This window comes from Chryseotalea sp. (assembly GCF_057350905.1).
Genome location: NZ_JBMRCF010000001.1, coordinates 264,886 through 278,776, shown reverse-complemented (window position 1 = coordinate 278,776; position 13,891 = coordinate 264,886). Strand labels below are relative to the sequence as shown.

The window sequence follows — 13,891 nt, the reverse complement described above, 5'->3', positions numbered from 1 at the left end:
CTTAAATTCCAATTCACATGAACCATACTTACAAAATAAGAACTGCCAAACCAGAAGAATATGAAGAAGTCGGCAAGCTAATGATACAGACCTATGCTCAATTGGACGGATTTCCTAAACCCCATGAACAGCCTAAGTATTATAACATGCTTGCCAATATCGGTGAGTTCATTAATAAACCAAATACGGAATTACTGATTGCAGCGACCGATGATAACAAGATAGTGGGAACTGTTGTATACTTTAGTGATATGAAACACTACGGTTCTGGGGGTATTGCAACGCAAGAAATAAATACTTCGGCTTTCCGGCTATTGGCAGTAGACCATTCACAACGGGGAAAAGGAATTGGTAAACATCTGGCTTTAGCATGTATACAAAAGGCTGTAGATAATAAATCCAAGCAAATGATTATTCATACTACAACGGCAATGCAGGCCGCCTGGACATTATATGAGTCTCTCGGATTTATCAGATCAAATGACCTGGATTTTCTGCAAGAGGGCCATCCGATTTATGGCTTCAGACTAAAACTTTAAATGCTATCTCCATTCGATACACTTGATTACTTAAAAACAGGCAACAGTAAGCAACGGAATGCCTATGCTACGCTTATGGAGCATGGCATTTTTACACTCCTCAGGCCTTACACTCCCATTCTTACCGGAACAATTCCTATCAATATTGACCTGGATGATAGTGACCTTGACATAATTTGCCAATATCAGAATATAGATACTTTTGTCCAGGTGTTGGTTGTTGAGTTTAAAAAATACAAGCAATTTAAGCTATCAGAAAAACTGGTAAATAAAGTTGAAACAGTAATTTGTACATTCTCGCTCAATAATTTTATAATAGAGATCTTTGCACAGCCTCGCCCCTCGAGGCAACAGGAAGCCTATAAACATATGCTGATTGAATCTGATATTCTGAACAGGTATGGGGAAAATTTCAGGAAAGAAATTATAGAGTTAAAAAAATCAGGATACAAAACTGAACCTGCCTTTGCCAAACTCTTGGCACTCGAGGGGAATCCATACGAAGCCATACTCAATTACAAAATAAAATAAGCAATCGATTTCGCGAGCATTAATTACCGTCAGACTTCATTTTTCTGCTTTACCATTTCACTCAAAAATTACATTCAATATATTCTCTTGAACTAAGTCATAAAAGTGATAAGTTTGACGGGCGGATGCTTGGATAAACTGTATTATACCAAAGCAGTAGAACATCAAAAAAATTAAAAAAATGAATCAAAAGGATATAGAAAAACTGCACATACTTGAAAAAATGACAAAAGGTGATTATGAAGCCTTTTTATATGATTGCGATGGGACCTTAGCTGATAACATGATGGCGCATAAACTTGCATACAAAGAAGTAGCATCAAAATATGGAGTTGATCTAGATATTAATATCATTGATGAAACGGCTGGTTGGCCAACGGTATTGGTTGCTAAAGAGATCAGTAAAAGATACCAGGTTTTATTACCAGATACTTTTGCTTCCGAAAAATCATCAGTCTTCATCAACAAGTACATTGAAAGTACACAGCCCGTTTCCTTTGTGGTTGAGCATTTAAAAAAACATGTAGGCCGTATTAAAATAGGTGTAGTTTCAGGTGGTTCGCGCTCAACCGTTTCAAAAACACTTTCAGTACTGGGATTAACACACCTTATTGATGTATTGGTATGTGCTGGAGAAACACCTCTTGGAAAACCAGCGCCAGATCCCTTCTTAAAAGCTGCCAACGATTTAGGCGTTGATCCATTAAAATGCATGGTATTTGAAGACGGTGATCCAGGCACTCAAGCTGCAACAGCCGCAGGTATGAAATGGATCAGGGTAGATCAGTTATAACAAGCAGGGAAAGTAATTTTCATGAAATATCGGATACCCTTCTTAACTTAGCCCTTGATGCTACCTAAGAAGAAAGAACATCCCAAAGAAAAGACATCGCTGCATCCGCGCAATAAGCATCGGCAACGTTATGACTTTCCCCTGCTCATCCAATCTTGTCCCGAATTATCCCCCTTCGTCAGATTAAATGAATTTAAGGATGCTTCTATTGATTTTGCAAATCCGGAAGCAGTCATGATGTTGAACAAAGCCTTGTTAAAACATTATTACCACATTACATACTGGCAAATACCACCTGGCTATTTGTGCCCTCCTATTCCAGGCAGAGCTGATTACATACATTATGTGGCTGATCTGTTGGCAGCATCTAATAAGGGAATAATTCCAAAGGGCGGTCAAATAAAATGTCTGGATATTGGTGTTGGCGCCAATTGCATCTATCCTATCGTTGGTCGTGCTGAATATGGTTGGCACTTCACAGGATCTGATGTGGAAAATGTTTCCATAAAAGCCGCTACGGAAATCGTTGATAAAAATATTTCCCTAAAGGGGAAAATAGAACTGCGTTTACAAAAAAATACCAGCGGTATTTTCAGAGGCATACTCCAAGCAGATGACTATTTTGATCTTACCATCTGTAACCCTCCTTTTCATGCATCATTGGAAGAAGCCCAGGCAGGTACGCTTCGCAAATTGAGCAACCTCAATCACAAAAAAATAACCAAATCAAACTTAAACTTTGGTGGAAAGAGTAATGAATTGTGGTGCGCTGGCGGAGAAAAAAGATTTATCCAAAACATGATCGTAGAAAGTAAGGACTTTGCTACTTCATGTTTTTGGTTTACATCATTGGTTGCTAAATCCGACCACCTTAAAACTATTTATGCAGCGCTTGAAAAAGTGCATGCTGTTGAAATTAAAACAATCACCATGGCACAAGGGAACAAAGTAAGTCGCTTTGTGGCCTGGACATTTTTAAATCACGAACAGCAAATAAAGTGGGTTGACGAAAGGTGGAGAATTGCGACTGGAAGCTAGAGTTTGAAGGTTAAATCACAGAGATTAAGATAAAATTGGGCTCTTTAATAAGAATTCAGATATGGCTACAATAAATATGCGCTGATCTCTACTGCCCTAATTATTTGCACCCAAAGACTTAAATCCGCTACAAATCTTGTTAAACAGTTCAGCACAGACTATTTTGAATAAGTTTTAGATAGGTTAGCCAATCAGCGAAATGGAAATGTATTTGAATCGCGTTCAACAATTAATCAATAGAAAAAAAATAATTTTCGCAATCGTGGTGCTCACGCTCTGCATTACTTTAACGATAATACTGGATGCCCTCGAATCCAGTTTTCACAACTACACCTTCTATCTTTCCGAATCGCTCCTATTCAGTTGTTTCTGGTGGTTGTTTTTAATCTTCTTTTATACACAGTATTTGTTTAGTCACCATGTATCAAAAAAATATCAGTATGCACCAGCAATTCTATTGCTTTCAGTAACACACCTTATGCTGTATTCAATCATTGTATTAATTATCTCGGCTTTATTCTTCGAAAATACCTTCCCATTTGCACAAACTTTTTACTACGGGCTTACTGAATACAGTTTTGTTTTACTGATTTCCTATGCCCTATCATTTTTTGTTTTTGAAAAGCTAAAAACGAAAACCAATCACCTTAAAAATAGTGCAAATGGCTTAATACAAGCTAATTCAAAAAGCTTTGTTCAGTCGCTGGCTATCACTGATGCCGACCGTCATCTAACCATTGAAACAAAAGATATTCAATTTCTATCGGCCAATAGTCCCTATGTTACTATTCATCACCTGGAAAAACGTTATTTATACAACCAGACGCTGAAGTCTCTTTCAAAAAAATTAGATAGCAATATTTTTGTAAGGATACACAAATCGACCATTGTTAACCTCCACTACATTCAATATTACAAATCCAGGCTTAATGGGGACTATGACTTAACCATGAAAGACGGTTCAACATTAAGGCTGAGCAGGAATTTTGTTGCTGATTTTAAATCCAAATTTGAGAAAAGTCCTCAGGATACAACAGATTGACATCGTGTTGGCCTATTCTTTTTGCAAGAAATGCTAGCAGAAGCGATTCTTGCCAAAAAAATATGAAAAAATCAAGAATACCTACCTTCGTGCTAATGATCCTCAGTTTGTCGCTCACTGGATGTAGTGGGCAAGCCAAGGAATCTAACCTAAGTACAAATGCCAATAGACAAATCGTTGGTGGCGGTTGCGATGGGTGCGAAATAATGTATGTTGACATGCCGCATGTTATTAATGCCACAAACACCAGCAGTGCTTGGTTTGAAAAAGGGCAAAAATTGATAATCACCGGAACAGTTTATAAGCTTGATGGCAAAACCCCGGCACCGAGTGTAATTGTCTATTATTGGCACACCGATCAAGATGGCTACTATGCTTACAAAGCAGGTTTAAATGAAAAAGCCAGGCAACACGGTCATCTTCGAGGCTGGATCATGACTGATCAAAATGGGAAGTACAGCATCCATACCATAAGACCGGCACCCTACCCTAATGATGTATTACCTGCTCATATTCACCTATCTATTAAAGAACCGAACATTGCCAATGAGTACTATGCGGAAGACATCGTTTTTGATGATGACAAACTGCTCATTAATTATCTAAAAAAATATCCCATGCAGAATCGCTGTGGCAGTGGTATTGTACGTGTTTTGCTGAATGATGAATTTCAGATTGCCGAGCATGATCTTGTACTTGGGCTCAATATCCCTAACTACCCGAAAAAAAATAGTGTATCTAAATCCTCGGGGTTAAATATCGGAGAAGATCAACCTTCGTTTATCCCCCATCATGCGTATGGCCCTGACAAAGGAACACAGACCTGTCCTGTCTGTAAGTACGGTCGCTATCACGGCATCATATACTTTGTTGGTAACAATCCAAATTGGGAGGATATAAAAAACTGGCTTCTATTTTTAGAAAAAGAAAGTATTAACAGAAGAGAATATTTAAAAGCTTACTTTGTGTATGGTAATGATAAAAATTACAACAAGGAAGTCAGGATAAATGAATTGACTAAAATCGGTGAAGATTTACACATCAAAAATGTTGCGCTCACATTCGTACCCTCCTTTACCGATGAATTTACAGAGGCCAATCTTAACAAAATCAATCCTGAAGTAGATAACACTTTTATTATTTACAAACACAGAAGCATTGTTGATAAATACATAGACTTAAAACCCACATCGGAAAATTTCAACATGATTCTTGAAGCCTTAAATGAAAGTAGGGACGAATTCTTTCATTTGAAAGAGCCAGCGCATCATTAAAAAAAAATAGTGTCTTTTACACACTTTGCTATATCGCAGCAAAACTCTACTTTCACGATTCATACTTGAATGGCTATTACCACCACAACAAAGTAACTTTACGTGATGCATCCGTTGATTAAACACTTTTCAAGTTTTGCTACTTTTACTCCTGAAGAAGAGAAGACCATTCTTGCCAGTATGATTGTGCTCCATTTTAAGAAGGGTGACATCATACTAAAAGAAAGTGATGTTGATAACAATACTTTCTTTGTTGTAAAGGGTTTAGTAAGGCAATACAAAATGGTAGACGGAAATGATCTCACAATCAATTTTTTCGCTGAAAATGAGTGGATCATTTCTCTGAATTCTTTTGCTGGAAATAAAACAACCAATTACTTTTTAACATGTCTGGAAGATACTGAGCTCATTACAGGTAATGAAGCATCTGCTCAGGCGCTTTTCAAGGTATTTCCTCGTTTCGAAACAATCTCCAGGGCAGTGATGGAAAATACCTTTGCTAAAAAACAAGCGCTGTTACAGGCATTTCAAACAGATTCTCCCACGCAACGCTACGAAAATCTTGTTAAGGATAAACCCGAATTGCTGCAACGCATACCCCAGTATTACATAGCCAGTTACCTGGGTCTTACACCCGAATCATTAAGCAGGATCAGAAAAAGAATAAGCTTCCAAAAAGAAGCTAAGTAGTAATTTCATTGCCAGACATTGACCTGATCCATTTTATCCCTATAGCAATAATGTAAAGGGTTGTACAGATTTCAATAAAAGAGAAAAATGCGTAGTACTGCGTTGTACTGCCCATAAACAAGGTAATTAGCATTACTACAGTCTTAATAAAACCAGTCACGATATTAAACCAGGCATTGATCCTGTCTCTCAATAGTCTTGATAGTAAAATCATGGCAATGGGGAGCTCCATTAATATGCCGGCATAGAGTAAAAAAGTTTCATCAATAATCAAACCCTCCACTGCTCCGGTCAGGTATTGCTTGAGGAGATTTGAATCCATCAAACCAATCAAATCGCAATACAGATAATTTAAGGTGACGAACACCCAGAGTGTAGATAACAGAACCTTATAGTCTTTCATACGCTTATAGTTTCTTCTATGCTCAAAATTAGGTACCCACAAACGCTTACTCGTTGACTATAGTCAATAAAGAAATCTTCTGTCCGCCTCTACATGCATAAAGGCAGGCATACATGCTGTATTATTAACTCAGCTAAATTTTCTTGGTTATTTCAATAAAAAACACGATTCCCATTATTCTTAAAAAAATGATTGAAAATATTTTGAGAAACCGATTGGTTGCGTGTATATTTGCAACTGTTTAGTTTCATATTAATGATAAACGGTTTATGAGGAGAGATGTTTTTCAGGCCATTGCCGACCCTACAAGACGTGCCATACTGTTATTGATTGCCGCACAGGCTATGACACCCAACGGACTCGCAGAGCATTTTGATAGCAGTCGCCAGGCTATATCAAAGCACTTGCGAATTTTAACAGAATGTCAGCTTGTGGAACAAGAACAATCAGGCCGGGAAATTTATTATCAGCTCAATGCCGACAAAATGAAAGAAATAGACAAATGGCTTGACCAATTCAGAAAAATCTGGGAAAGCCGCTTCTTACAACTTGATAAAGTATTAGCCAATCTTAAAACCAATAAGAAATGAATCCACACTTACAATTTGACTTTACCGTTAACAAAAAGAATAACACCATTGAGGTGAAAAGAGAATTTGCTGCCGATGTAGATTTAGTCTGGGCAGCGTGGACTGAAGCACAACTGCTCGACCAATGGTGGGCACCTAAGCCCTGGAAATGTGAAACAAAATCTATGAACTTCAAAGAAGGTGGCCGTTGGTTATATGCGATGGTAGGCCCGGATGGAGACAAACAGTATTGCACCCTGGATTATGATAAAATTGTGAAGGGCAAAAGCTTTTCCGGTAAGGATGCTTTTTCTGACGAACATGGAACTATTAACACAACTAAACCAAGATCAACATGGAAAAATATTTTTCATCAGCAAAAAGTAAATACACTGGTTGAAATAGAAATAGGTTTTGAGACCTTGAGTGATTTAGAAGCAATCATTCAAATGGGCTTCAAGGAAGGCTTTACGATGGGCTTGCAAAATCTTGATCAATACATTGAGGCACAGTTCCAACTTAGAAATCAATATAAAACAGACAATAGGGCAAGGGTTTGTACTTACCTCAATTTTCCAGGTAATACGGAGGAAGCTTTTCTATTCTACAAGTCTGTTTTTAAAACTGAATTCACCAGTGGTGGCATTCAACGCTTTGGTGATTTACCTGCCGATGCCAATCAACCTCCCGTAGCTGACAATGTTAAAAAAATGGTGTTACATGTTGAGCTGCCTATTATTGGTAACCATATTTTAATGGGCACTGATGCGCCTAAAGAAATGGGTTTTACTGTAACACAGGGAAATAATATGCACATCTCACTCGAGCCGGATAGCAGAGCAGAAGCGAAAAGGATCTTTGATGAACTTTCTGCCGGAGGAAATATAAGCATGCCTTTACAGGACATGTTCTGGGGTGCTTACTTCGGCAGTTTCACCGACAAATACGGCATCAACTGGATGGTGAACTGTCTGATCAAGTAAAATATTTAATCACAATACAAAATTTAAGTAACTGACATGAAAAAAGTATTCTTCGTTCTCTACGTTCTCATGGGGCTATTATTTATCAATGGTGGTCTTAACAAATTCTTTAATTACATGCCTCCGCCAGATAATTTACCAGAACCAATGGTAAAAGATTTTATGGCCATTATGGAAATATCCTGGCTCATGCCTCTGTTGGGAGCCGCAGAATTGCTAGGTGGTTTACTCATCATCGTTCCTAAAACCAGGGCTTTGGGTACCTTAGTACTGTTCCCGGTTGTGGTGGGCATTTTGCTTACACACATTTTTGTAGAACCAACAGGATTACCCATTGCACTTATTATTGTTGCACTCATCGGAAAACTGATTTATGATAATCGTGTGAAGTATGCATATTTGTTAAGTTAAATGAATCCGGTTGACCAATATATTAAAGCCTTTCCTGAAACTGTTCAGGAAAGGCTCAGTACATTAAGGCAATTATTCTTTCAGCTGATACCAAATGTTGAAGAGAGCATTCGCTATAAAATGCCTGCTTATAAAGTAGGAAAACATCATCTGTATTTTGCTGCCTACAAAAAGCATATTGGCATGTATCCGGTATATGGCTTAGGTGACTTAGAAAAAGAGATTAAAAATTACCGAGCGAAAAACACAAAAGACTCGCTTCATTTTTGGCACAGCGAAGCATTGCCCGTTGAATTAATAAAATCAATTATTCTGGCAAAGTCAAAACAGGTATAAATTCCCTATTCTCTTTGAACCAAATACTTTGGCTTAGTCTATTCCTTAAATCACAACCTTAAGATAGTATGAAGAAAAATTAACTATCTAATGCTCATTCTTCTGACTACTTTTCAGTTATAAAAAGTTGAGTCATGAAAGGAATATTAGTATTATTCTTAGCCTTAATCATATTTCAAAAAGTTCAGTCCCAACAAGAAGTACATCTTCTTAAACTCGAAGGCATTATAATTGACAAGGAAACAAAAGAACCAGTTCCATATGCCTCCATTGGCCTGGAGAATTCCGGAATAGGAACCAGTACAAATTTGCTGGGTGAGTTTTCCTTTAAAATTAAAGCATCTTTAATTAAATCAAATCAAAAAATTCGCATTTCATGTGTAGGCTATGAAGTTGGATTGGTAGAAAGTACTGAGGGCTTTAAACAGATTGAATTAACACCTTCAAAAACTGAATTAAGGGAGGTAGTGATTTTAGGTAAAGACCAGCGTCCTGAAAAAATAGTTAAGAAAGCTTTTAGTAAAGTGCGGAAGAACTACCATTCAAAGCCTTTTGTATACAAAACATTCTATCGTCATTATTGTAAAGATGACAGCTCCTATGGTCGATTGATTGAAGCCGCAGTTGATATTTACAAACGAAAAGGACATAAAGCCATTACCAACAAACCTGGTGTAAAAGATGAGATAAGGGTAACTCAATTAAGAAGAAGTCTTGATAGCACAAAAGTTTCAAGTAATCATGCACCAATCGCTTTATACTCAGCCATGGAAACTGACATTGCTTCTTATCAATCGGGAGGTACCTCATCGGACATATTGCAATCACTTTTCTCCGGAGTAAGCTCATTGAAAGTGAATTTAAAAGACTATGATTTCAATTTAGTAGGCATTACCAGGCATGATAATGAAGATGTCTATAAAATTGACTATCATTTAAGAAAAGAGGGCGTTGAGCTTAACTCGGGCTTTCTGCTAAAACAAACCAGGTCAGGTACCTTGTACATAAATGCAAAAGACTATGCCTTTGTTAGGGCAGAACAAAGGCGCATTGCCTATGACACCATTACTTCGGTTGTAACATATCAGAAAGCATTAGGCGAATATTATTTAAAACATATCTCAAAGGAGGGGAATAATTATATCAAACTACATAAATTCAAACACACCTACCATATAGATCTTATGGTCAACGATTTTCAGATAAAAGACTTTGAAAAATTTAAAGGTAAAGAACCAGATAAAAAAGAACTCTACTCCATCAAGTACGATTCTGCTTTCTGGAACAATTATAACATATTGAAAGAAACTCCGCTTGAAGAGAAAATTGTTCGCGATCTGGGAGGGCAGCGATCTCTTAAGGAGCAATTCATTATCTATGATAGCCTTGTGAAAAAATCAGTCGAGGAACATGGTACTGACATTGATAAGTTTGAAAGATTTTTTGAACAAAGTAAAGGGTCGCGCATACTCTACATTGACTTTTGGGCTTCCTGGTGCGGACCATGCATTAAAGAGTTTTACCATTCTAAAAAGCTATTAGATAAGTATAAGGATAAAATAACATTTGTTCTTTTGTCAATTGATGATGATGAAGCTGCCTGGAAAAAAGCATTGGCTAAACATAACCTGGTTTTGCCGGGGTTCATGCACTATAGAATTGGGCCTACTGCAGATTTTCTTAAATTCTTTGACGTGACCAGTATCCCCCGCTATCTACTAATTAAACAGAATGGTGAGTTCTTTGAACTCAATGCAAAACGGCCAAGTGATCCAGATTTGCTAAAAGATTTTAATCTCGTGATAGAGCAGGCATTAAAATAAAAGCCGGATCACCCGGCTTTTTGTAAGTTATCGCTTTAATTCCCTTTTACTTTTCCTCAAAGCGTTCCTCTGCTTCGCGCTTTATTTCTATCCACTCATCAGGTGGTGGTGGTGTGCCTTTTTCAAAAATCTTAATAAGCCAATTGACAATTCCCTTCTTCATTTGAAAACGTTTGGCTACATCCTCACAAAAGTCAATCTCGCGCTGCTCTACCACACCATCTGCATAAACCATTAATAACAAATCATACAAAAGATTCATTCTATCATTGAAGTTGTCCGGCACAGTCAGCTCAAATTTTTCCACTGAGTCCAGCAGGTTTTGTATCTGCCAGTCCTTTAAACCGTACTTCTGTCCTATCTTAAACAATAGGGTGATCTCACTTTCGTGCATGTGATCATCGGCTTTGGCCAAAGCCAGCAAGCTTTTGATGTGGTTCTTTTTGTAAGTAAGGTATTGGTGTTCGAAAAAGCCTTGCATAAAATCAGGTTGAAGAGTTCGAATTTACATTTCTTAACTAGAAATTACTAATATTTAAAACGGTAGTCAGTGTATTTACCTCAAATCCGTCTGACCGCTGTTTGCTACGCAAAAGAGCGGTCTGACGGATAGTTTACTGGTTGAAATTTTGGTTCTTCAAATTATATGGATTAGTACTATAGTTAATCAACCCAGTCTGCCACAAATAAATTGGTATTGCGTGTCCCACCATTATTGCGGTTGCTGGAGAAGATAATCTTTTTACCATCCGGTGAAAACATCGGAAATGAATCAAAAACGTTGTCGTAGGAGATTTGCTGTAAACCAGTACCATCCTCGTTGATCATAAACAAATTAAACTGAAAGCCACGCTGTCCATGGTGGTTGGAAGAAAAAATGATCTTCTTACCATTAGGGTGATAAAAGGGAGCCCAGTTAGCCTTGCCTAAATTAGTAACCTGTTTTAAATCACTTCCGTCCACGTTACAGATAAAAATTTCCATATTAGTAGGTGCTACCAAACCCTGATTAAGTAATTCTTTATACTCTGCTTTCTCCTCTTCAGTTTTAAAGCGTGAGGCGCGAAACACAATCTTTTTACCATCTGGCGAAAAGAAAGCACCTCCGTCATAACCGATGGTGTTCGTAATCTGCTTTACATTACTGCCGTCAATATTCGTGGTGTATAAATCCAGGTCACCATTACGCACCGATGTAAATACGATCTTATCTCCTTTCGGAGATACTGTCGCCTCTGCATCGTACCCGTCAGTCTTGGTTAATTGCTTAACAATTTTTCCACTCAGGTCTGCTACAAAAATATCATACGAAGCAAAAACAGACCAGAGGTACTTCCCTCCCGGTGTGCGCTCTGGTTCTTTCGGGCAATCATCACCACCCAAATGTGTTGATGCATATACAATCGTTTTATCACCCGGTAAAAAGTAAGAACAGGTCGTTCTTCCTTTTCCTGTACTTAACATCACCGGTTTGTTATCCTTTAATGATACACCTTCAATAGCTGTTGTGAAAATCTGATCACATTGAACACCCCAGTTACTAAAGTTCGACTGAAAAACAACGCGTTTGCTATCGAAGCTCCAGTACGCCTCAGCGTTATCGCCTCCAAAAGTGAGTTGTCGTAAATTCTTAAAATGCTTTTCCTGAGGATACAATAATGAATCTGAAGTGGCTGAAGCAACGTAAACAGAATTAGTAGAAGTCGCTGCACTTAACAAAAGTATACAGCAAACAAAAAGTATAGAACGTATCATTAATTAATTAGTGGTTAAGCTTTAGCCTCTTCTTCCTTCAATGCCCTGCGCAGGATTTTACCCACATTGGTTTTAGGCAACTCAGTTCTGAAAACAATGTATTTAGGCACTTTATAATTAGTCAGGTTTTTATGACAGAATTCCTTTACATCCTCTTCCGTCAGGCTTTGATCGCGCTTCACAATAAAAGCCTTAATCACTTCCCCTGATTTTTCATCGGACACACCAATGGCTGCTACTTCCAGCACACCCGGATGGCCGGCAATGACATTTTCAATTTCATTAGGATATACATTAAAGCCTGAAACTTTAATCATGTCTTTTTTGCGATCAACAATTTTGAAAAAGCCATCAGCATCCATTAAACCAATATCTCCCGTGCGGAACCAGCCACCTGGAAAGAACACACCTGAATTGTCTTTTTCCCAGTATCCCTTCATTACTTGCGGGCCTCTGGCACAAATCTCTCCCCTTTCACCTATGGCTAACTGTTTACCATCATCATCAAAGATGGCTACTTCGGTACTGGGCATGGGTAAACCAATAGTACCCTGTTTGTGATTACCATCTAAAGGATTGCAACACAATACAGGCGATGTTTCACTTAAACCATAACCTTCAATCAAGGGTGTGCCTGTAACTTCTTTCCATCGCGTTGCAACGGCATCTTGCACAGCCATACCACCACCAATAGCACCTTTTAATGCAGAAAAATCGAGGTGTTTAAAATCCGGATTGTTAAGCAGACCATTGTACAAAGTGTTTACACCTGTAAAGATGGTTACCCTGTGCTTCTTCAATTCTTTAATGAAACCTTTTATGTCTCTCGGATTGGTAATCAGCACACTTTTTACCCCAGTATTAAACATCAACATGCCATTAACCGTAAGGGCAAAGATGTGGTACATGGGAATGGCCGTAATAATTAAATCGCCACCCTCAACTTGTTTTTCCAGATAAGGCTTGAACCAATTCTTGATCATAGAATTGTGCGCCACAATATTGCCATGCGATAATTGCGCTCCTTTGGAAATACCAGTAGTACCTCCTGTATATTGTAAAACGGCTATGTCATCATTGCTGACAACGGGCTTGGTATACGAAAGCTCAGCACCTCTTTTTAGTACTGCGTTAAAGCTTAAAGCAGTTGGCAAAGAATAGGCAGGTACCATTTTTTTGATTCGCTTCACCACAAAATTCACTAAAGCACCTTTTACAGTGCCCAGCATATCGCCCAGCTGTGTTACAATAATATGTTTGATAGATGTGTGTGCAAGAATCTGTTCAAGGCTATTGGCAAAGTTGGCCACAATCACAATCGCCTTTACGCCTGCATCCTTAAACTGATGTTCCATTTCCCTGGGTGTGTACAAGGGGTTTGTGTTCACCACAATAAGCCCTGCTCGTAAAGCGCCAAAAAAAGCGACAGGAAATTGCAAAAGATTTGGCATTTGAATGGCAATGCGATCACCTTTTTGAAGTTTTAATTCCTGTTGCAGATAAGCTGCGAAATCTCTCGATAATTGATCCACCTGTCCGAAAGTCATGGTAACGCCCATGTTCTCAAAGGCCACACGGTCTTTAAACTTTTTACAACTGTCTTCGAACAATTCGATAATAGAACTATACTCGTTCTCTTTTATTTCATGTGGGATGCCCGCAGGGTAAAGCTTGAACCAGGGAAAATCTTGCATAGTATTTAGT

Annotated in this window: 16 protein-coding genes; 12 read left to right on the top strand and 4 right to left on the bottom strand. The window is 38.2% G+C overall.

The features are described 5' to 3' along the window. Window positions 1-17 precede the first annotated feature (17 nt). From ACO1XM_RS01275 to ACO1XM_RS01245, 7 genes are all read left to right on the top strand, one after another. Window positions 18-539, top strand: coding sequence for a GNAT family N-acetyltransferase (locus ACO1XM_RS01275; RefSeq protein ID WP_486225295.1), 522 nt, complete (start codon window positions 18-20; stop codon window positions 537-539). Then, window positions 540-1,070 (top strand): DUF4269 domain-containing protein, encoded by a 531-nt coding sequence (locus tag ACO1XM_RS01270; RefSeq protein ID WP_486225294.1) that lies wholly within the window; start codon window positions 540-542, stop codon window positions 1,068-1,070. It begins immediately after the preceding gene. 181 nt (window positions 1,071-1,251) lie between these two features. Next, entirely contained in the window at window positions 1,252-1,863 is a 612-nt protein-coding gene (locus ACO1XM_RS01265) for an HAD family hydrolase (RefSeq protein WP_486225293.1), read from the top strand. A 57-nt stretch (window positions 1,864-1,920) separates the two neighbouring features. Further along, window positions 1,921-2,901, top strand: coding sequence for a 23S rRNA (adenine(1618)-N(6))-methyltransferase RlmF (gene rlmF / locus ACO1XM_RS01260; RefSeq protein WP_486225292.1), 981 nt, complete (start codon window positions 1,921-1,923; stop codon window positions 2,899-2,901). A 199-nt stretch (window positions 2,902-3,100) separates the two neighbouring features. Then, window positions 3,101-3,943 (top strand): LytTR family DNA-binding domain-containing protein, encoded by an 843-nt coding sequence (locus tag ACO1XM_RS01255; RefSeq protein ID WP_486225291.1) that lies wholly within the window; start codon window positions 3,101-3,103, stop codon window positions 3,941-3,943. A 62-nt stretch (window positions 3,944-4,005) separates the two neighbouring features. Next, window positions 4,006-5,217: a dioxygenase family protein gene (locus ACO1XM_RS01250; protein ID WP_486225290.1), complete on the top strand. Its 1,212-nt coding sequence runs from the start codon at window positions 4,006-4,008 to the stop codon at window positions 5,215-5,217. A 105-nt stretch (window positions 5,218-5,322) separates the two neighbouring features. Next, a complete protein-coding gene (locus ACO1XM_RS01245; RefSeq protein WP_486225289.1) occupies window positions 5,323-5,907 on the top strand; it encodes a Crp/Fnr family transcriptional regulator in 585 nt (194 codons plus the stop codon). On the opposite strand, the gene ACO1XM_RS01240 is transcribed toward ACO1XM_RS01245, so the two are convergent. Continuing rightward, window positions 5,900-6,310, bottom strand: coding sequence for a DUF6326 family protein (locus ACO1XM_RS01240; protein ID WP_486225288.1), 411 nt, complete (start codon window positions 6,308-6,310; stop codon window positions 5,900-5,902). The genes ACO1XM_RS01245 and ACO1XM_RS01240 overlap by 8 nt on opposite strands. Window positions 6,311-6,579: 269 nt before the next feature. On the opposite strand from ACO1XM_RS01240, the gene ACO1XM_RS01235 reads away from it, so the two are divergent. The 5 genes from ACO1XM_RS01235 (at window position 6,580) to ACO1XM_RS01215 (ending at window position 10,432) form a co-directional block, all read left to right on the top strand. After that, window positions 6,580-6,900 (top strand): ArsR/SmtB family transcription factor, encoded by a 321-nt coding sequence (locus ACO1XM_RS01235; RefSeq protein WP_486225287.1) that lies wholly within the window; start codon window positions 6,580-6,582, stop codon window positions 6,898-6,900. Further along, entirely contained in the window at window positions 6,897-7,862 is a 966-nt protein-coding gene (locus ACO1XM_RS01230; protein WP_486225286.1) for an SRPBCC domain-containing protein, read from the top strand. The genes ACO1XM_RS01235 and ACO1XM_RS01230 overlap by 4 nt, the downstream gene beginning before the upstream one ends. Before the next feature lie 36 nt (window positions 7,863-7,898). Next, on the top strand, window positions 7,899-8,273 hold the full coding sequence (locus tag ACO1XM_RS01225; protein WP_486225285.1) for a DoxX family protein: 375 nt from the start codon (window positions 7,899-7,901) through the stop codon (window positions 8,271-8,273). Next, the gene (locus tag ACO1XM_RS01220) at window positions 8,274-8,609 is read left to right on the top strand and encodes an iron chaperone (RefSeq protein WP_486225284.1); all 336 of its coding nucleotides are present in this window, start codon (window positions 8,274-8,276) and stop codon (window positions 8,607-8,609) included. Window positions 8,610-8,743: 134 nt separating this feature from the next. Continuing rightward, window positions 8,744-10,432, top strand: coding sequence for a carboxypeptidase-like regulatory domain-containing protein (locus tag ACO1XM_RS01215; protein WP_486225283.1), 1,689 nt, complete (start codon window positions 8,744-8,746; stop codon window positions 10,430-10,432). Window positions 10,433-10,478: 46 nt separating this feature from the next. On the opposite strand, the gene ACO1XM_RS01210 is transcribed toward ACO1XM_RS01215, so the two are convergent. The 3 genes from ACO1XM_RS01210 to ACO1XM_RS01200 form a co-directional block, all read right to left on the bottom strand. Further along, window positions 10,479-10,913: a tellurite resistance TerB family protein gene (locus tag ACO1XM_RS01210; RefSeq protein ID WP_486225282.1), complete on the bottom strand. Its 435-nt coding sequence runs from the start codon at window positions 10,911-10,913 to the stop codon at window positions 10,479-10,481. Window positions 10,914-11,095: 182 nt separating this feature from the next. Further along, window positions 11,096-12,187 carry a TolB family protein gene (locus tag ACO1XM_RS01205; RefSeq protein ID WP_486225281.1) on the bottom strand — a complete coding sequence of 364 codons (1,092 nt, stop codon included), beginning with the start codon at window positions 12,185-12,187 and terminating at the stop codon, window positions 11,096-11,098. Window positions 12,188-12,201: 14 nt separating this feature from the next. Beyond that, on the bottom strand, window positions 12,202-13,881 hold the full coding sequence (locus ACO1XM_RS01200) for an AMP-binding protein (RefSeq protein ID WP_486225280.1): 1,680 nt from the start codon (window positions 13,879-13,881) through the stop codon (window positions 12,202-12,204). Window positions 13,882-13,891 lie beyond the last annotated feature (10 nt).